An 18,605-nucleotide genomic window follows, 5' to 3' on the forward strand; every position below is an offset into this window, starting at 1 on the left:
GCAGGTATGCCGCCCAGGCGCTAACCGCTGACCACCAGTTGCTGCAACAATCGGGGATTGGGCGTCGCCGTCCATCCCCCGCTGCGCGCACGCAAGTGTCGCTCAGGAACAGACGTACCGACCGCCGGCTGTCCGGCGCCTTTTCGCGAAACTGCTGATAACGATGTCTCCAGAATCTGAAACTCGGTCCATGCACAACACCCTGATCCTGTTCGGCGCTACCGGCGATCTCGCCCAGCGCTATCTCTTTCCGTCCCTGCTGCGCCTGTTCGTCGACGGCCTGCTGCCGGAAGACTTCCGTATCCGTGCGCTGGCATTGTCGCCGCACGATACCGAGGCTTTCCGTGAAGTGTTACGGCCACGCCTGACCGAAGCGCTGCCGATTGCCACCCCGGAGCAGATCCAGACGCTGCTGCAGCGCGTGGATTACCGCTCGGTGGACCTGCGCAATGCCGAATCGGTAGCCGATGCAGTCCGCGAGCTGGCCAGCCGCCAGATCGTGAGCTACCTGGCGATCCCGCCGGGGCTGTATATCAGCACCTGCCAGGGCCTGGCCCTGGGCGGTGCGCTGGCCGCGCCGCACCGGCTGATGCTGGAAAAGCCGATCGGCCACGACTCCGATAGCGCTCGCGAGATCCTGCAGTCGATCGGCGCGCTGATCGACGAAGACCGCGTTTTCCGCCTGGACCATTACCTGGGCAAGGCGGCGGTGCAGAACCTGATCGCGCTGCGCTTCGGCAATACGCTGCTCGAAGCAGTCTGGAACCGGACCTACATCGAGTCGGTACAGATCCTGGTCGCCGAAAGCGAGGGCGTGGACGGACGCGATGCGTATTACGCACGCTCCGGCGCGCTGCGCGACATGGTGCAGAGCCATATCCTGCAGCTGCTGTGTCTGGTGGCGATGGAGCCGCCGGCCTCGCTGGAAGCCGACCGCATCCGCGACGAGAAGGTCAAGGTGCTGCGTGCGCTGCGCCCGATGACCGCCGAACACGCCGCGCACGACAGCGTGCGCGGTCGTTACACCGCGGGCACCATCAACGGCCAGCCGGCGCAGGCTTATCACCCGCCGGAAGGCAGCGACGTGGAAACCTTCGTCGCGGTCACCGCGCATATCGACAACTGGCGCTGGGCCGGCGTGCCGTTCCATCTGTGCACCGGCAAGCGGCTGGCCGAGCGTTCCACCCGCATCGTGGTCACGCTCAAGCCGGTGACGCATTGGTTGTTCGAGCGCCCGGATCGCCAGAACGCGGTGCCCAACCGTCTGACCTTCCAGCTGCAGCCGCAGGAAAACATCGAGCTCGGCCTGATGAGCAGCCTGGCCGGCCCGGAATGGGGCGCGATCGAGCTGCAACCGCTGGAACTGGAATTGTCGGTGCCGACCGGCCTGCACCGTCGCATCGCTTACGAGCGGCTGTTCGTGGATGCCTTCAACGGCAACCCGGCACTGTTCGTGCGCGACGACGAGGTCAAGGCTGCCTGGTCCTGGATCGACAGCGTCAGCGATGCCTGGAAAGACGCAGCCTTGCCGCTGCAGCCCTACCCCGCCGGTAGCTGGGGCCCGGACACTGCCGCACCGTTCCTACCTCCTGCCACCGACGCACAGGGAAACACCGCATGACCGCTCCTTCCAAACCGGTGCTGGTTGCCGATATCGGCGGAACCAACGCGCGGTTCGCGCTGGCCGATGTCGATGCATCGGTCCCGTTGCTGGATGACACCTCGCGCGAATTCGCGGTGGTGGAGTTCGCTTCGCTCGGCGAAGCCGCGCGGTACTACCTCGACCAGATCGGCGTACAGGCCACCCAGGGTGTGTTTGCCGTGGCCGGCCGCGTCGATGGCGACGAAGCGCGCATCACCAATCATCCGTGGGTGATCTCGCGGTCGCGCACCGCTGCCATGCTGGGCTTCAGCACCCTGCACCTGATCAACGACTTTGCAGCGCAAGCCATGGCAATCAGCCTGCTGCGTCCGCAGGATGTGGTGCAGGTGGGCGGTGCCAGCTGGCGGCCGGCGCCGATCGATCAACCGCGCAACTACGGCGTGATCGGTCCCGGCACCGGCCTTGGCGTGGGTGGGCTCATCATCCGTAACGGGCGCTGTTTTCCGCTGGAAACCGAAGGCGGCCACGTCAGCTTTCCGCCGGGCACGCCGGAAGAAATCCGTGTGCTGGAAATCCTCTCCGAGCAGTTCGGCCGGGTCTCCAACGAACGGCTGATCTGCGGCCCCGGACTGGTCAACATCCATCGCGCATTGAGCGAGATTGCCGGCATCGACCCCGGCCCGCTGGAACCCAAGGACATCACCGCGCGTGCGGCGGCCGGCGACCCGCGCTCTGCGCGCACCATCGACCTGTTCTGCGCCATCTTCGGTGCGATCGCTGGCGACATGGTGCTGATGCAGGGTGCATGGGATGGCGTGTTCCTCACCGGCGGGCTGGTGCCCAAGGTGCTGGAGTCGCTGCAGCACTCCGGTTTCCGCCAGCGCTTCGAACATAAAGGCCGGTTCTCCGCGATCATGTCGCGCGTGCCTTCGCTGGCAGTCATGCATCCGCATGCCGGCCTGTTGGGCGCCGCAGCGTATGCGGTGGATGCGCAGCGTCAGCATCCGGGGGAGCAGCGATGAACCTGCAGGACAACCCGCGCATCACCCTGGTGCGCTACGAAGATCCAGCCGAGTGGACCGAAGCGGTCGCCGGCGAAATGGCCGATCTGCTGGAACAGGAGATTTCGCGCCGCGGGCAGGCGCGCATGCTGCTCTCCGGCGGCACCACACCGGCGCCGGTCTACGAATCGCTGGCGCACCGTCCGCTGGACTGGTCGCGGGTCGAGGTGGGCCTGGTCGATGAGCGTTGGCTCTCGCCGCAGGATCAGGACAGCAACGCGTGGCTGGTCAATCACAGCTTCCTGACTCATGCGCCGGCTGCGACCTTCATCCCGTTGGTGCGTCCCGGCAAGCAATTGCCCGAGTGCGTGCACACCGCCAACCTGCAGGCCACTCATGCCGAACCGGCGTGTCTGGCGGTGCTGGGAATGGGCGGCGACGGACATACCGCATCGTTGTTCCCCGGTTCGACCGATCTGTCCAAGGCGCTGGCCAGCCCGCAGCCGTATTCATCACTGGATGCGACCGGTTGCCCGGGCGCGAACCAGTGGCCGCTGCGGATCACGCTGACGCCGACCGGCCTTGCCGCGATTCCCACCCGCCTGCTGCTGCTGCGCGGCAAGCAAAAGCTCGAGGTGCTGCAAGCCGCACTGGCTGGCGAGGACATCAGCGAGTACCCGATTCGTGTCGCGCTCCAGCAGCCCGGTCCGCGTTTGCGGGTGCATTGGTGCGGTTGAGTGCTGGCGGATGCTGCGAGCCCTTCGTGGGAGCGGATGCGCTGTGAGTGCTTCGCAACAGCCAATGCAACATGCGTCGCTCGCAACCGCTGCTTCAAAGCGAGTGCCTCGCACCAGCCCGCACATCCATGTGCGGGTATTTAAACTACACAACAGCGTGCTTTCTTCCCCCCGTTTCTCATAGCCGGTAGCCAATGAGCCTGCATCCGAACATCCAAGCTGTCACCGACCGTATCCGCAAGCGCAGCGCGCCGTCGCGCACGGCGTATCTGGCCGGCCTCGATGCCGCCCTGCGTGAGGGTCCGTTCCGTAGCCGTCTGAGCTGCGGCAATCTTGCGCACGGATTTGCGGCGTCCGAACCGACCGACAAATCGCGTCTGCGCGGTGCGGCCACGCCTAACCTGGGCATCATCACCGCCTATAACGACATGCTGTCGGCACACCAGCCGTTCGAGCATTACCCGCAGCTGATTCGCGATGCCGCGCGTGCGCTCGGCGCCACCGCGCAGGTAGCCGGTGGCGTGCCGGCGATGTGCGACGGCGTGACCCAAGGCCGCGCAGGCATGGAGCTGTCGCTGTTTTCGCGCGACAACATCGCGCAAGCTGCGGCGATCGGCCTCAGCCACGACATGTTCGACAGCGTGGTGTATCTGGGTGTGTGCGACAAGATCGTGCCGGGTCTGTTGATCGGCGCGCTGGCCTTCGGCCATCTGCCTGCGCTATTCATGCCGGCCGGCCCGATGACGCCGGGCATCCCGAACAAGCAAAAAGCCGAAGTGCGCGAGCGCTATGCCGCCGGCGAAGCTACCCGCGCCGAGCTGCTGGAAGCCGAGGCGTCGTCGTATCACTCGCCCGGCACCTGCACTTTTTACGGCACCGCCAATTCCAACCAGGTGCTGCTCGAAGCGATGGGCGTGCAATTGCCCGGCGCCTCGTTCGTCAATCCGGAATTGCCGCTGCGCGATGCACTGACCCGTGAGGGCACCGCACGCGCCTTGGCGATCTCCGCACTGGGCGATGACTTCCGTCCGTTCGGTCGCTTGATCGACGAACGCGCCATCGTCAATGCGGTGGTTACGCTGATGGCCACCGGCGGCTCGACCAACCACACCATTCACTGGATCGCCGTGGCGCGTGCGGCCGGGATCGTGTTGACCTGGGACGACATGGACCTGATCTCGCAGACCGTGCCGTTGCTGACCCGCATCTATCCAAACGGCGAAGCCGACGTGAATCGCTTTCAGGCCGCAGGCGGCACCGCGTTCGTCTTCCGCGAGCTGATGGACGCCGGCTACATGCATGACGATCTGCACACCGTGGTCGAAGGCGGCATGCGTGCCTACGCCAACGAGCCGCGGTTGCAGGACGGCAAGGTCACCTATGTGCCCGGCACCGCGACCACCGCCGATGACAGCGTGGCACGCCCGGTCAGCGATGCGTTCGAAGCGCAAGGCGGCCTGCGCCTGCTGCGCGGCAACCTGGGCCGCTCGCTGATCAAGCTGTCGGCGGTCAAGCCGCAGCACCGCAAGATCGAAGCGCCTGCGGTGGTGATCGACACGCCGCAGGTGCTCAACAAACTGCATGCCGCCGGCGTGCTGCCGCACGACTTCGTGGTGGTGCTGCGTTACCAGGGCCCGCGTGCCAACGGCATGCCGGAACTGCATTCGATGGCCCCGCTACTCGGCCTGCTGCAGAACCAGGGCCGCCGCGTGGCGCTGGTCACCGACGGCCGTTTGTCGGGTGCCTCGGGCAAGTTCCCCGCCGCGATCCACATGACGCCGGAAGCCGCGCGTGGCGGCCCGATCGGGCGCGTCCGCGAGGGCGACATGGTGCGCCTGGACGGCGAAGCCGGCACGCTGGAAGTGCTGGTCTCGGCCGAAGAATGGGCATCGCGCGAAGTGGCGCCCAATACCGCCGTGGCCGGCAACGACCTGGGCCGCAACCTGTTTGCGATCAACCGCCAGGTCGTCGGCCCGGCCGACCAGGGCGCGATCTCGATTTCCTGCGGCCCGACGCATCCGGACGGTGCACTGTGGAGCTACGACGCCGAGTACGAACTCGGCGCAGATGCTGCCGCAGCCGCCGCGCCGCACGAGTCCAAAGACGCCTGATCCCCTTCCCTCTCAGCGACCGCCCAGGCGGTCGCCGTCTAATGGAGTTGCAATGACGATTGCCCAGACCCAGAACACCGCCGAACAACTGCTGCGCGACGCCGGCATCCTGCCGGTGGTCACTGTCGATACGCTGGACCAGGCGCGCCGCGTGGCCGATGCGCTGCTCGAAGGCGGGTTGCCCGCGATCGAGCTCACTCTGCGCACACCGATCGCGATCGAAGCGCTGGCCATGCTCAAGCGCGAACTGCCCAATATCGTGATCGGCGCTGGCACCGTGCTGAGCGAACTGCAGTTGCGTCAGTCGGTGGATGCTGGCGCAGATTTCCTGGTGACGCCGGGCACGCCTGCCCCGCTCGCGCGCTTGCTGGCCGATGCGCCGATCCCGGCCGTTCCCGGCGCAGCCACCCCCACCGAATTGCTGACCCTGATGGGTCTGGGCTTCCGCGTGTGCAAACTGTTCCCGGCCACTGCCGTCGGCGGCCTGCAAATGCTCAAGGGCCTCGCCGGCCCGCTGTCCGAGCTCAAGCTCTGTCCCACCGGCGGCATCAGCGAAGCTAACGCAGCAGAGTTTCTGTCGCAGCCGAACGTGCTGTGCATCGGCGGCTCGTGGATGGTCCCCAAGGACTGGTTGGCCCAGGGCCAATGGGACAAGGTCAAGGAAAGCTCGGCCAAGGCCGCGGCGATCGTTCGGCAGGTGCGTGCGGGGTGATTTCTGGGCGCCGCATCCAGAGAGTTGAAAAGCCGGGCTGCGGTGGAAAGCTGATTGGGTGACAAAAGCTGGTTGGCTGAGGAAAGCCTGGTTGGCTAGCGCTTTCAGATGATTGAGGAAAGCGCAGTTTGTTTACGCTTTAGATTTGGCTGAGGAAAGCCTGATTCGCTGGCGCATTTCTCTTGTGCGTGGAACGGCCCGCGGGCGCCGGGGCAGGACACGCCGTGAACCCATCCATGGGGGCCCTTACACGACATTCTTGTCGTGTAAGGTCCTGCCCCGGCGCCCGCAGACCACTCTTCGAATGTTCCTGTGTTGGCGGAACGTGGAGCAGCGATTACTGTCAGGCACGCTCCCCCGCCAAGCTTTGAAAAATTGCTTTACCTGATCAAGATCATGATGGTGACTCGCCGAGGCGATAGCGTGGTCGGGGATTGGCGAAGAGCGGTACATGGATGTGCCGCGGCGGCGAGTCAGACAGGATGTCTGACCGAGCCGAGTAGCCGATTCCCGGCCGCGCTGCTGCCTCTCTCACCGAAGCCAGTAACCAACAGCCGCGCACTTCGCAGTACCCGGAAAACCGTACCCTCACCCCAACCCCTCCCGACGGGAGAGGGGCTTCAGGCGGCTCATGACGTTCGAGGCTCTAGCGCTACGTAGCGGTGGCGTTTTCGGCGCACCACGACACCCCAGCAGATCCCTGATCTGCTGCTGTCATCGAAAATCGCGCAGGTCATGGGAAACAGGAAGGAGAATTCGCTTGGCGATGCAGTGACTCGCCGAGGCGACAGCGTGGCCGGGGATTGGCGGAGAGCGGCACAAGGATGTGCCGCGGCGGCGAGTCAGACAGGATGTCTGACCGAGCCGAGTAGCCGATTCCCGGACGCGCTGTCGCCCCTCACCGAATCCAGTAACCAACAGCCGCGCACTTGGCAGTACCAGGAAAACCGTACCCTCACCCCAACCCCTCTCCCGACGGGAGAGGGGCTCCAGGCGGGTCATGACGTTCAAGGCTCTAGCGCTACGTGGCGGTGGCGTTTTCCGCGCACCACGACACCCCAGCAGATCCCTGATCTGCTGCTGTCATCAAAAATCGCGCAGGTCATGGAAAACAGGAAGGAAAATTCGCTTGCCTTGACCAAGGCGTTGCAGTGACTCGCCGAGGCGGCAGCGTGGCCGGGGATTGGCGGAGAGCGGCACAAGGATGTGTCGCGGCGGCGAGTCAGACAGGATGTCTGACCGAGCCGAGTAGCCGATCCCCGGCCGCGCTGTCGCCCCTCACCGAAGCCAGTAACCAACAGCCGCGCACTTGGCAGTACCCGGAAAACCGTACCCTCACCCCAACCCCTCTCCCGGCGGGAGAGGGGCTTTGAGACGGATCGTTGGTCGTTCAAGACTCCAGCGAGGCTCTCGCCTGCGTCGTCTTCGGTACGCCACGCGCACGTCGTACCAGCGCTGCTGCGCCGTTGCTCATGTCATCGAGAATCGCGTAGATCGTCGGCAGGAACAGCAGGCTCACCACGGTGGAAAACGCCAGGCCGCCGGCGATGGCGCGGGCCATCGGAAAGTACGGCGGGCCGTCGCTGAACATCGTGGTGCTGGTCAGCGAGATCGGCACCATCGCCAAGATGGCGGTGCCCATAGTCATCATGATCGGCCGCAACCGCTCGCGTGAGCCCTCCACAAGCGCCTGCGTGCGTCCCATGCCGCGTCGGCGCAAATTGTTGATGTGCTCGATCATCACGATGCCGTTGTTCACCACCACACCCATCAGCACCAGGATGCCGATGAAGGACATGATGCCGAACGAGGTGCCGGTGATCCAGAACAGCCAGAACACGCCGAAGATCGAAAACAGCACGCCGCTCATGATCGCCGCCGGGAACAGTAGCGATTCGAACACCGCCGCCATCACCACATAAATCATCACCAACGCGATCACCAGGTTGAACAGCATCTGGCCCATCGCTTCGCCGTCGTTCTGATAGTTGCCGCCATCGAAGGTGTAGCTGTAGCCTGCAGGAAAATTCATTGCCTTGAGCGGCTTTTCCATCGCCGCGCGTGCTTCCGGCACGGTGATTTTTTCGGCCAGATTGGCCTTGATGGTCAACGTGGTCTGGCGATTGGTGCGCCCAATCTGCGTGGCCGCCGGGCGGATCTGCACATCGACCAGACTCAGCAGCGGCACGCTGCGGCCATCCTTGGTGCGTACGCTGAAGCCGGCCAGATCTTCCGGCTTGCTTTGCTCGGCGCCGGCAAAACGCACCCACACCGGCACTTCATTGTCGCCACGACGGAACTCGCGCAGCGGCGTACCGCGCAGTGCCAGCCCCACGAAACTGGCCACCTGCTCCGCACTGAAACCGAACGCGGCAGCACGCTCGCGATCGACGCGGATCGCCAGCTCGCTGGTGCGATCGCCGGTATCCACATGCACGTCGCGCAACTCCTTGCGTTGCGCCAGCAGCGGCACCACCTCATCGGCCAGCGACTTGAGCGCCTCGGTGGAGTCGCCAACCAATTGCACCTGCACGCCCTGGTTGCCGCTATCACCATCGCCCTGATTGCCGATGCTGTAGTCGGCACGCGCAGAACGCGGCAACGCCTTACGGATCTGCTCCAGCAATGGCGGCAGGTCTTTGACCTTGCTCGCATCGAAGGTCACCGTCGTGCTGCTGCCTTCCACCTCGCTGAACCACGAATAGACCTGGGTGATGTGGTATTTCTCGCGATTGGCTTCCAAGTAATTCTCGACTCGCCCGATCTCTTCCCCCAGCTGCTCATGCGTGTACGAGCCCTTCCACTGATATTGGATGAAGGCCTCGTTGCCGCCATCGCCGCCGAACATGTCGACCTTGGTCAGTTTCATCGGCACCAGGCTGATGGCGCTCACCAGGATGATCCCGGCCACGCTCCAGCCGCGATGGGCCAGCGTCCATGCAAGCACCCGCGCATAGCGCTGTTGCAGCCTGGCGATCACGCCATGATCGGAGGTCACCATCGGCGGCGTCTTCATGCGCGCCGACAGCATCGGGATCAGGCTGATCGCAACCAGCCACGACGCCAACAACGACACCGAAATGGTGATCGCGATCTGCGCCATGAAGATGGAGATGTTGTTGGTTTCGCCGAACAGATTTGGCACGAACACGATGCAATGGCACAACGTACCTGCGCTCAGCGCAATCGCCACGCTGCGGGTGCCGAGCAATGCCGCGAGCTGCGGCTGCCCGGGCATGCGCTCGCGCTCCTGGTAGATGCTTTCCACCACCACCACGGCGTTGTCCACCAGCATGCCCACCGCGAGCAGCAAACCCATCATCGTCAGGATGTTGAGCGTGACGCCGACGAAATACATGAAGCCCAACGTGATCGCAAAGCAGATCGGGATCGCCAGGGTCACCATCAACGTCGATGGCCAATGCCGCAAAAAAAAGAACAGCACGGTGATCGACAACAACAGGCCCACCGCCCCGGCTTCGGCGAGTTCAGCCAGCGACGAGGTCACGGCCTTGCCCTGGTTGTCGATGACCTTGATCTGTATGTCGCGCATCGCGGGCTCGGCGCGAATATCTTCCACCTCTTTCAGCGCGGCCTTGGACACTTCCACCAGATTGGCGCTGCGCTCCTTGAAGACATCCAGACCGATCGCCGGGCGCCCATCCAGCCGCCGCCCATAGTTCATGCGCGTGGGCTTGAGGCGTACCTCGGCGATATCGCCCAGACGCAAGCCCTTGGCATTGAGGACCAGATCACGCAGTTCCTGCAGGTCGCGCAACTCGCCGATGGGCTGCACCCGAATGCGCTGTCCGTTGTCGTCGATCTGCCCGGCGGACACCGAGAAATTGAGCTTGCCCAGCCGCTCGCTCAAGTCGTTGAGGCTAAGGTCGTGCGCGGTGAGGCGATCCGGCGCGATGGCGATCTCCACCTCGTTGGGTGGGGCGCCGGAAATTTCGACCTTCGCTACGCCGGGAATGCGTTCGATACGCCGCTTGAACTCGCGGTCGAGCATGTCGTACGCGCCGGTCAGATCGGTCTGGCTGGCCAGGCGCACCTTGAGCACCGGCTCGTCGCTACTGGACCATTTGAAAATATGGAAGCGCTGCAGATCATCGGGAAATTCATCGCGAATCGCATCCAGCCGCTCGCGCGCATCCGATGCCGCGATGGCGATATCGCGGTCCCAATCGGAGAACTCGATAAAGATGTTGGCGCCATCGGCAGTGGCGGTGGAGCGCATGCGCTTGATGCCGGTCATCGTGGCCAAGGCTTCTTCGGCCGGCCGCACCAGATTGCGCTCCACCTCGTCCGGCGTGGAGCCGGTGTACGGCAATTGCACGAACAGGAACGGTGCCGAGATGTCCGGCAGTGCCTCCAGCGGTAATCGGAAGGCGGCGATCAAGCCCACCACCACCAACGACACAAAGCACATGATGGTGGTGACCGGGCGACGAATGCTGAAGGCCGCAACGCTCATAGCGCCTCCAGTCCGTCGGTGTTTTCACGCGTCTGCGCCTGCTGCCGCGCCATGCGCCGGCCGCGCTCCAGGTAGTACGCGTCCGCACGGCGATCCAGCAAGTCGTACACCACCGGAATCACCAGTAGGGTCAGCAGCGTGGACACCAGCAGGCCGCCAATCACGGTGATCGCCATCGGTGCGCGCACTTCCGCGCCCTCGCCCATCGCCACCGCCAGCGGCAGGAAGCCGAACAAGGTGCACAGCGTGGTCATGACGATCGGCCGCAAGCGCGAGCGCGCGCCTTCGATCAAGGCCTCGCGCTTTGGCACGCCTTCTTCGCGCAACTGGTTGACCTTGTCGATCAGGATGATCGCGTTCTTGGTCACCAGGCCCACCAGCAGGATCAAGCCGATGAACACCACCACCGAGACCGGCTTGCCGGTCATCAGCAGCGCCAGCACCGCGCCCACCATCGCCAGCGGGATGGTGAACAGGATGACGAACGGGTGCAGCAGCGATTCGAACTGCGACGCCATCACCAGATAGACCAGAAAGATCGCCAGCCCGAACGCAAACAGCAACGATTTGACCGACTGCGCCAGCTCCTCGCCCTGCCCGCCGATATGCATGCCGACGCCGGCGGCCAACGGGTCCTTGCGCACCAGCGTTTCCACTTCGCGCACCGCACCGCCCAGGTCGATGTCCTTCAGGCTGGCCGACACGATCGCTACGCGGGTCTGATCGGCGCGATGGATCTCGCTCGGGCCGGTCGTCGCCAGCACCTCGGCCACGGCGGCCAGGCGCACGGGGCGACTGCTGCCCGGATTGACGATCAGCTGGCGGATCGCATCCACGCTGGCACGGTCGCTGTGTTGCGCACGCACCAGCACATCGATCTTGCGGTCGCGAAAGCTGTAGCGCGTGGCCACATCACCACGCACCTTCTTGACGATGACATCGGCGATCTGCCGCGTGGTCAAGCCCAGTGCACCGGCACGCTCTTGATCGAAGCGGATCTGGATCTCCGGAAAGCCCTCTTCCACCGTCGATTTGACGTCGGCATAGTGGCCATTGGCGCGCAGCATCGCGGCCAGTTTTTGCCCGGCCCGCTCCAGCTCGCCCAGATCCTGACCGCGCAATTCCACTTCCAGCGGAGTCGAGAAACTAAACAGCGCCGGCCGTGCGAAATCCACCTGCGCACCGGGGTGCCCGACCATGCTGCTGCGCAGACGCTGCGTCGCCGCCGCTTCCACCTCGGGGCTGCCGCCGCCGGCCATCACCACGGTGAGCTTGCCGATGTTCTCCCCGCTTTCGGTGGGGTTGGCATCCAGCCGCGTGCCGCTGCCGCTCACGCCATACAACGATGCAATGCCGGGGTCTTTGTCGTGCGCGAGTTGCAGCTCGCGCACCAGTGCATCGGTCTGCGCAAGCGGCGTGCCGGACGGCAGTTTCACGGTCATCTCGAAGCGATCCTGCGCCAGCTGCGGGATCAGGTCCGCCCCCAGCATTGGCACCAACAACACGGTGCCGACAAACGCGGCCGCGGCCAATCCCAGTACCAGACCGGGCCGACGCAACGCTGCCGGCAACATCGCCAGATAGCCACGCTCGGCACGGCCGTACGGCGCCATGGCAATGTCGCTGGCCTTACGCATCACCGGCGACACCACCCGTGCGATGCCGCGCCAAAATTTGACCACCGCCCACGCCCCGCCGAAGAACGCATAGCGCACGCTGGCCCCCGCACCGCGACGGCCGGCAGCCACTGGCTTGAGCCAGCGCTGTTCGGGCGTCCAATCCGGCTGGTCCGGCTCATCCGGGAACGCCATCGGTGGCGCGCCCTTGAGCGAGCTCAGCATCGGAATCAGCGTCATTGAGACGACCAACGAGATCGCAATGGCGATCGCCACCGTCAGCGCCTGATCGCGGAACAACTGCCCGGCAATGCCTTCGACGAACACCAGCGGCAGGAACACCGCAATGGTGGTCAACGTGGAGGCCATCACCGCCATGCTCACTTCGCGGGTGCCGGCAATAGCCGCATCCAGCACGCTCAAACCACGTTCGCGCGCCTTGGCGATGCTCTCCAGCACCACGATCGAATCGTCCACCACCAGGCCGGTGGCCAGTGCCAGCCCGCCAAGCGACATCACGTTGAGGCTCAAGCCAAGCTGGCCCATGAAGAAGAACGTGGTGATGATCGACACCGGCAAGGACAGGCTGATCACGAACGTGCTCCAGCCGTCGCGCAGGAACAGGAAGATGATCAGGATCGCCAGCACACCGCCGATCACCGCATCTTTTTTGACATCGCTGATCGCGTGTTCGATGAAGTGCGACTGGTCTTCGATGGTGGTGATCTGCACATCGCCCGGCACGGTTGCCTTGAGCTGCTCCAGTCGCGCGCGCAGCGCGGCCGCCGTGGACACGGTGTTGGCATCGCCTTCCTTGTAGATCGCCAGCTCCACCGCTTCCTTGCCGCCCAGACGGATGATCGCCTCGCGCTCCTTGTAGCCTTGGCGCACGTCGGCCACATCTTTCAGCCGCACCGGCATGCCGCCGGCGATGCTGCTGCTGGACGCCGACGACGTGCTCTGCACTTCCGCCGCTGCCGCCAGCGCCGCCTGCGAGCCGGTGGAAGCGGCAATCGCATACATCTGCTGCATCGCTGCATCGGCGGCGCTGCTACTGCTGCTCTGCGTGGTGACCAGCATGTTGCGGATCTCGTCCAGATCCACAAACTGGTTCACCGTGCGCACCAGATACCGCTGCGAGCCTTCTTCCAGCCGGCCGCCGGAGATGTTGACGTTCTCTTCCTTGAGCCGGGTGATCACGTTGTCGATGGGCAGATTGAGCTGCGCCAGTTTCTGCTGATCGATATCGACCTGGATCTCGTCTTCCAGCCCGCCGCCGACCTTGACCGCGGCCACACCGGCCACCGGTTCGAGCTTCTTTTTCAGGTCTTCGTCGGCATAGCGGCGAAGACCGGTGAGCTGACGGATCGCATCGGCGTCCGACGCCGGGGCCTGCTTGGGCGACAACGCCAGCCGCATGATCGGTTCGGTGGATGGATTGAAGCGCAGCAGCACCGGCGGCTTGGTTTCCAGCGGCAGCGACAGCGCTTCCATCTTGTCGCGCACTTCCAGGCCGGCCTGGTCCATGTTGGTGCCCCAGGCGAATTCCAGCACCACATCGCTCTGCCCGGTGCGCGAGATCGACTTGAGCTTGCGCAGGTTCTTGACCACGCCGACGGCTTCTTCCACCGGTTCGGTCACCAACGTTTCGATTTCCGCCGGCGCCGCGCCGGTGTATTCGGTGCGCACGGTGAGCGTGGGGTAGCTCAGATCGGGGAGCAGATTGACCTTGAGGCTACGCAGCGCGATCAGGCCGAACAACAGCATGGTCACGGTGATCATGGCGATGGTCACGCGCCGCCGCGTGGCGAAGGCCACCAATCCACCGCCGCCTCCATGCAGAGGCGCGTGCGGGTCGTGCACGGGTCCGTGCGCGTTGCCGAGATCGCTCATGAGCGCGTCTCATCGCTGCCGGTCTTGTCGCCGGCCGTCGGTATCGCAGCAGCAACCGGTTTGCGTTCTGGCTGGCCAATCACCTGCACGGCAGTGCCATCGCGCAGCGCCACCTTGCCGGCGGTCACCACCTGATCGCCTTCCTTCAAGCCCTGCCGCACTTCCAGCCACGGGCCTTCGGCGTAACCAAGTTTCACCGGGACCCGGCTGGCCTTGCCATTGCGCACCACAAACACCGCAGGCTCACCATCATCGAGCAGCGCCAGGCGCGGAATCACCAGTGCATCCTTGCGCTGGTCGTAATCGATACGGATGCGCCCGAACATGCCCGGCTGCAGCGACTCGGCGCCCTTGCCGAAGGCGCACACCACACGGAACGTGCCGCTGCCCGAATCCACCACCGGCGCAATGCGATCCACCTTGCCGACGAACTGCTGGCCCGGCAGCGCATCGGCCAGCAAGGTCACCGGCTGGCCCGACTTCAACGTCGCCAGTTCGCGCTCGGGCACGTTGAGCGTGGCTTCCAGCTGCGAGTCGTCGACGATGCGGAAGATCGGCGTGTTGATCTGCACGAAGTTGCCGGTCTTGATCGAACGCGAGGCGATCACGCCGGAAATCGGCGCCTGCACCGTGGTGTAGGACAGCTCCAGCGATGCCAGCCGGTGCTGCGCGCGGCTGTTTTCCACATCGAACTTGAGCTGATCCACATCGGCTGCGCTCACCAGCTGCTGACCGACCAATTGCGTGGCGCGGCGGTAGCTGTTTTCCAGCTTGCGTAGTTGCGCTTCGCTTTGCGCAACGGCCAGATGCGCGCGATCCGGATCCAGTCGCACCAGCGCCTGGCCGGCCGACACTTTCTGACCCTCTTCCACCATCACCGCCAATGCCACGCCGGAGGTCTTGGCGACCACCTGCGCTTCCGCACGCGGCTCCAGTGCTGCGGTACCGGTATAGCTGGCAGCCACCGCGCGACGCGCCGCCTTGGCGATTTCCACCGGCACGGTATCGACGGCCTTTTTTTCTTCAGTGGCCTTGGCTTCCCCGTCGCCGGTCTTGCAGCCGCCCAACAACAGACTGGTGGAGATCAATACTGCGGCGGCGCAAATTCCGCTGCGGCCGGCCAAGAAGGAGAGTGGCGACATCGTCGTGTCCTAGTGGATGCGTGAACAGGTGTTGTAGGCAAGTAAACCACCCGAACATGCATGTCGCCAATGCGCCAAAGGTCATGGTCTGTTCAACTTCGCGTATTCACCCCGTTTGCTCCACGCCAATTCGCAGGCATACTCGGTCCGGTTCCGTCACGCCCCCACCGTGCGGACGCTCAATCAGTCTCCCGGATACGAAACCATGCGCCCGCAGCCGCTCGCCGCTTGTCTCGCTCTGGTCGTCTTCCTGCCGTTTGGGGGCGCATCAGCGACACCGTCAGTCACGCCAGCAGTACCGGCCACGCCAGCGCCTGCCGCCGCAGCACCTGCTGCTGCCGCGCCCGCAGCGCCGACCGGCAATCCCTCCAATGGCCGCCTGCTGGCGTATACCTGCCAGGGCTGCCACGGCTTGACCGGCTACAAGAACGCCTACCCCAGTTACCGCGTGCCCAAGATCGGCGGCCAGTCCAGTCAGTATCTGACTCAGGCGCTGACCGAATACCGCCAGGGCAAGCGCAAACACCCGACCATGCAGGCGCAGGCGCAGAGTTTCTCCGAGCAGGACATCGCCGACATCTCCGCCTTCCTGTCCACCCTCAAATAAGCGCCCACATGCCGAACGCCCTGCACGCTCCGCGTCTAGCCATCGTCCTGGTCGCTGCCCTGATGATGGCGGCCTGCTCTCAATCCCAGGTCGAATCCACCGATCACTCCGCCGGCGATGCCGGCCATGCCAGCGGCGAGCACGGCTCTGGCTCCTCTGCCGGCTTGCCCGCCGGTCGCGCCGAGGCTGGCGACAAACTGGCGCATACCAAAGGCAAGGCCACCGGCCAGAGCTGCGTGGATTGCCACGGTGCCGATGGCAATGCGCCGATCGACCCCAGCTATCCCAAGCTTGGCGGCCAGTACGGCGACTATCTTGCGCACGCGCTGCAGGCCTATCGCAGTGGCGACCGCCAGCACCCGCTGATGACCGCGCAAGCCACTGCATTGAGCGATCAGGACATCGCCGACCTCGCCGCGTATTTCGGTGCCCGGCCGACGCAGCTGCGCGATCTGCACGGCGTCAAGTGAGTTTCAGGCAGCGCTGCCGAGCGCACGCGCTGTCTCAATCGGAATGAAAAAGCGCTTGCGCGAACATTAACGGGTCGCTATCATTTCGTTCTCAGTTTCGTGGGGCCATAGCTCAGCTGGGAGAGCGCCTGCATGGCATGCAGGAGGTCGGCGGTTCGATCCCGCCTGGCTCCACCATCTCAGACATTAGGCCGTCTGAAATGACAACTCAGGTTTTGATCTGCGTCCCCATCGTCTAGAGGCCTAGGACACCACCCTTTCACGGTGGACACCGGGGTTCGAATCCCCGTGGGGACGCCAATCATCCAAAAGCCCTGGCTCTGCCGGGGCTTTTTTTTGCCTGTTTTTTGCAGTGATGAGCGCTTGCGCTGTGTCTCGGCAGCAGCCTCGCTGCCGCCATGGACGCGTCAAAAAATTCGAGCGTCGTTGCGTTGCGCACGGCCTCCATGTACATCGACACCATCGGCGACCTGCCGAACGAGGGCTCACTGGAACCGGCCTGCGCGAGCCTGATGCAGACGTCATGCACAAGCAGTCGCGTCGATCACGCGTTCGCATCGTCAGCGTCGACCCAGGCGCGGCATCGAGTGCCAATTACGGTCGCGCAACGAACGCCGCGCACAACACGGACGTGGAGCATTGGTCGCTAACGTCGACTGCGCCGTCGGTTTTCGTTGCGGGCGCTTGATGCTGCTGATCACGATGTTGATGATTGAAGGTAGCGCGTCGATGCTGCGGTCCATGCGCTAATGTGAGACGACGTCCGCAACACCTACGTACTCTCCGCACCACCACCGCCACCGCCGACGAACCATCCAGGCCATCGGATTGATCGCAAGGTCACTCGCGAGAAGAGACGTATTGATTGGCTGCATGCGCAACTTCGTGCTGATCACGCAATCCAGTTCGACGCGCCGAAGCGCCGGAGATCTTTTTTGCACAGACCGCTTCCCAAAGCCGTCTTCAGTCGCTATGATTGCCGGCTCGCAGCAACGCGGGGCCATAGCTCAGCTGGGAGAGCGCCTGCATGGCATGCAGGAGGTCGGCGGTTCGATCCCGCCTGGCTCCACCACTTCAGACATTAGGCCGTCTGGAATGGACAACGAGGTTTTGATACGCGTCCCCATCGTCTAGAGGCCTAGGACACCACCCTTTCACGGTGGACACCGGGGTTCGAATCCCCGTGGGGACGCCAATCATCCAAAAGCCCCGGCTCTGCCGGGGCTTTTTTTATGCATGTTTGCAGTGCTCAGCAATGATGCCGAAGACCGCCCGGTTGAAGCGAAGTATTCGATCTCTACAAGTGTTGGATTACCACGCAGATGCAACCCGCGTGTGGCGCGCCCGGCCATCAGGTTGCGATGTCGATCGAGCTGTCACAGGCACACACGCATCGCCACACAACATTCGCATCAAAAGATCAGGCTTGTCCGTCGTCCAGCGCCTTGCGACCCTCGTGGGTCAGATCGATATCGCCGTCTTCGGCTTGCGCGGCATAGCCTGCACGCACCGCCCAATTTGCTTCCTCGTCGGACACCGGCTTGGTGACGTGGATGTCGCGAAGAATGCGCAACTGCTGCGAAGCATCGAAATCCATGGTGGCTACCTGTTTGAAGGAAAGCTCCACGGTACCGACCGGGCGTGATGGTTGCGTGCCTGCAACGCCAACCGAGACCGCAGTTGCGTAGGGAACAAACGCATCTTTAGCCACGTATGGCCAAGGCGATCGCACGATGCGCAGAAACCGACGACATGCAGCGCGATGACCTGAGAACAAGCGCACGACGCCTGCTCCGCGCAAACGCTCCGCGATCACGCGCATCGGACGTCGCGCTGGCGCCAATCCGTAGCACTGCCGCAGCACAACAACACATAGCAAAAAGCCCCTCCGGATTGCGCCGGAAGGGCTTTCGCTGTTACTGCAACATCTTGGTGCCGAAGGTGGGACTCGAACCCACACGCTTTTAAGGGCGGCGGATTTTGAGTCCGAGCCAAGAAGCTTATGGGGCAAGGCTTTCGGGGGTTTTTGCGTTCCGCAATTCCCGGCTTTCATCGCCCCGCAGACCCTTGCGCTGCAAGCATGCCATTTGCATTGCGGAACGCCTATGCCGCTCTTTGCTCGATCCTTGTCGCCAGTTCTGAGACATCACCCGTGCAACGTGAGCGCATGCCACCAGGTCAAGCTGACTGAAAGTAGAGTTCGCTGGTCCCTTGCACATGCCGCAACAACGACTGA

11 protein-coding genes and 4 tRNA genes are annotated in these 18,605 nt (G+C 64.0%); 11 read left to right on the top strand and 4 right to left on the bottom strand.

Features of this window, described 5'->3' with window-relative positions; genetic code table 11:
- Positions 1-190: 190 nt before the first annotated feature.
- From zwf to ACZZ0O_RS17395, 5 genes are all read left to right on the top strand, one after another.
- On the top strand, positions 191-1,621 hold the full coding sequence (gene zwf, locus ACZZ0O_RS17375; RefSeq protein ID WP_115513087.1) for a glucose-6-phosphate dehydrogenase: 1,431 nt from the start codon (positions 191-193) through the stop codon (positions 1,619-1,621).
- Positions 1,618-2,625, top strand: coding sequence for a glucokinase (glk, locus tag ACZZ0O_RS17380; RefSeq protein ID WP_055854145.1), 1,008 nt, complete (start codon positions 1,618-1,620; stop codon positions 2,623-2,625). The genes zwf and glk overlap by 4 nt, the downstream gene beginning before the upstream one ends.
- Positions 2,622-3,341 (top strand): 6-phosphogluconolactonase, encoded by a 720-nt coding sequence (pgl, locus tag ACZZ0O_RS17385; protein WP_463591382.1) that lies wholly within the window; start codon positions 2,622-2,624, stop codon positions 3,339-3,341. The genes glk and pgl overlap by 4 nt, the downstream gene beginning before the upstream one ends.
- 194 nt (positions 3,342-3,535) lie before the next feature.
- A complete protein-coding gene (gene edd, locus ACZZ0O_RS17390) occupies positions 3,536-5,452 on the top strand; it encodes a phosphogluconate dehydratase (RefSeq protein WP_463591383.1) in 1,917 nt (638 codons plus the stop codon).
- Between the two features lie 52 nt (positions 5,453-5,504).
- Positions 5,505-6,164 carry a bifunctional 4-hydroxy-2-oxoglutarate aldolase/2-dehydro-3-deoxy-phosphogluconate aldolase gene (locus tag ACZZ0O_RS17395; protein WP_039815810.1) on the top strand — a complete coding sequence of 220 codons (660 nt, stop codon included), beginning with the start codon at positions 5,505-5,507 and terminating at the stop codon, positions 6,162-6,164.
- Between the two features lie 1,390 nt (positions 6,165-7,554).
- Here ACZZ0O_RS17395 and ACZZ0O_RS17400 read toward each other — a convergent pair.
- The 3 genes from ACZZ0O_RS17400 to ACZZ0O_RS17410 are packed head-to-tail and all read right to left on the bottom strand — an operon-like array spanning position 7,555 to position 15,292.
- Positions 7,555-10,641 (bottom strand): efflux RND transporter permease subunit, encoded by a 3,087-nt coding sequence (locus ACZZ0O_RS17400; protein WP_463591384.1) that lies wholly within the window; start codon positions 10,639-10,641, stop codon positions 7,555-7,557.
- Positions 10,638-14,150, bottom strand: a complete 3,513-nt coding sequence (locus tag ACZZ0O_RS17405; RefSeq protein ID WP_463591385.1) for an efflux RND transporter permease subunit — start codon at positions 14,148-14,150, stop codon at positions 10,638-10,640. Before ACZZ0O_RS17405 ends, ACZZ0O_RS17400 begins: the two co-directional genes overlap by 4 nt.
- Positions 14,147-15,292, bottom strand: coding sequence for an efflux RND transporter periplasmic adaptor subunit (locus ACZZ0O_RS17410; protein ID WP_463591386.1), 1,146 nt, complete (start codon positions 15,290-15,292; stop codon positions 14,147-14,149). The genes ACZZ0O_RS17405 and ACZZ0O_RS17410 overlap by 4 nt, the downstream gene beginning before the upstream one ends.
- 205 nt (positions 15,293-15,497) lie before the next feature.
- On the opposite strand from ACZZ0O_RS17410, the gene ACZZ0O_RS17415 reads away from it, so the two are divergent.
- The 6 genes from ACZZ0O_RS17415 to ACZZ0O_RS17440 all read left to right on the top strand — a co-directional run bounded on the left by ACZZ0O_RS17415 (position 15,498) and on the right by ACZZ0O_RS17440 (position 17,564).
- Entirely contained in the window at positions 15,498-15,899 is a 402-nt protein-coding gene (locus ACZZ0O_RS17415; RefSeq protein ID WP_055854124.1) for a c-type cytochrome, read from the top strand.
- An 8-nt stretch (positions 15,900-15,907) separates the two neighbouring features.
- On the top strand, positions 15,908-16,369 hold the full coding sequence (locus tag ACZZ0O_RS17420) for a c-type cytochrome (protein ID WP_463591387.1): 462 nt from the start codon (positions 15,908-15,910) through the stop codon (positions 16,367-16,369).
- Positions 16,370-16,470: 101 nt separating this feature from the next.
- Positions 16,471-16,546 (top strand) — tRNA-Ala (locus ACZZ0O_RS17425).
- A gap of 47 nt (positions 16,547-16,593) precedes the next feature.
- Positions 16,594-16,669, top strand: a tRNA-Glu gene (locus ACZZ0O_RS17430).
- Positions 16,670-17,365: 696 nt separating this feature from the next.
- Positions 17,366-17,441 (top strand) — tRNA-Ala (locus ACZZ0O_RS17435).
- A 47-nt stretch (positions 17,442-17,488) separates the two neighbouring features.
- Positions 17,489-17,564, top strand: a tRNA-Glu gene (locus tag ACZZ0O_RS17440).
- Between the two features lie 225 nt (positions 17,565-17,789).
- On the opposite strand, the gene ACZZ0O_RS17445 is transcribed toward ACZZ0O_RS17440, so the two are convergent.
- Positions 17,790-18,191 (bottom strand): hypothetical protein, encoded by a 402-nt coding sequence (locus ACZZ0O_RS17445; protein ID WP_463591388.1) that lies wholly within the window; start codon positions 18,189-18,191, stop codon positions 17,790-17,792.
- Positions 18,192-18,605: the final 414 nt, after the last annotated feature.

Source organism: Xanthomonas sp. AC360, assembly GCF_979258225.1.

What these genes read in the sequence shown, in the direction of transcription:
- ACZZ0O_RS17410 (WP_463591386.1), bottom strand. Translation starts at nt 15,292, where the DNA reads ATGTCGCCACTCTCCTTCTTGGCCGGCCGCAGCGGAATTTGCGCCGCC.
- zwf (WP_115513087.1), top strand. Translation starts at nt 191, where the DNA reads ATGCACAACACCCTGATCCTGTTCGGCGCTACCGGCGATCTCGCCCAG.
- ACZZ0O_RS17415 (WP_055854124.1), top strand. Translation starts at nt 15,498, where the DNA reads ATGCGCCCGCAGCCGCTCGCCGCTTGTCTCGCTCTGGTCGTCTTCCTG.
- edd (WP_463591383.1), top strand. Translation starts at nt 3,536, where the DNA reads ATGAGCCTGCATCCGAACATCCAAGCTGTCACCGACCGTATCCGCAAG.
- ACZZ0O_RS17420 (WP_463591387.1), top strand. Translation starts at nt 15,908, where the DNA reads ATGCCGAACGCCCTGCACGCTCCGCGTCTAGCCATCGTCCTGGTCGCT.
- pgl (WP_463591382.1), top strand. Translation starts at nt 2,622, where the DNA reads ATGAACCTGCAGGACAACCCGCGCATCACCCTGGTGCGCTACGAAGAT.
- ACZZ0O_RS17400 (WP_463591384.1), bottom strand. Translation starts at nt 10,641, where the DNA reads ATGAGCGTTGCGGCCTTCAGCATTCGTCGCCCGGTCACCACCATCATG.
- ACZZ0O_RS17405 (WP_463591385.1), bottom strand. Translation starts at nt 14,150, where the DNA reads ATGAGCGATCTCGGCAACGCGCACGGACCCGTGCACGACCCGCACGCG.
- ACZZ0O_RS17395 (WP_039815810.1), top strand. Translation starts at nt 5,505, where the DNA reads ATGACGATTGCCCAGACCCAGAACACCGCCGAACAACTGCTGCGCGAC.
- ACZZ0O_RS17445 (WP_463591388.1), bottom strand. Translation starts at nt 18,191, where the DNA reads ATGCGCGTGATCGCGGAGCGTTTGCGCGGAGCAGGCGTCGTGCGCTTG.
- glk (WP_055854145.1), top strand. Translation starts at nt 1,618, where the DNA reads ATGACCGCTCCTTCCAAACCGGTGCTGGTTGCCGATATCGGCGGAACC.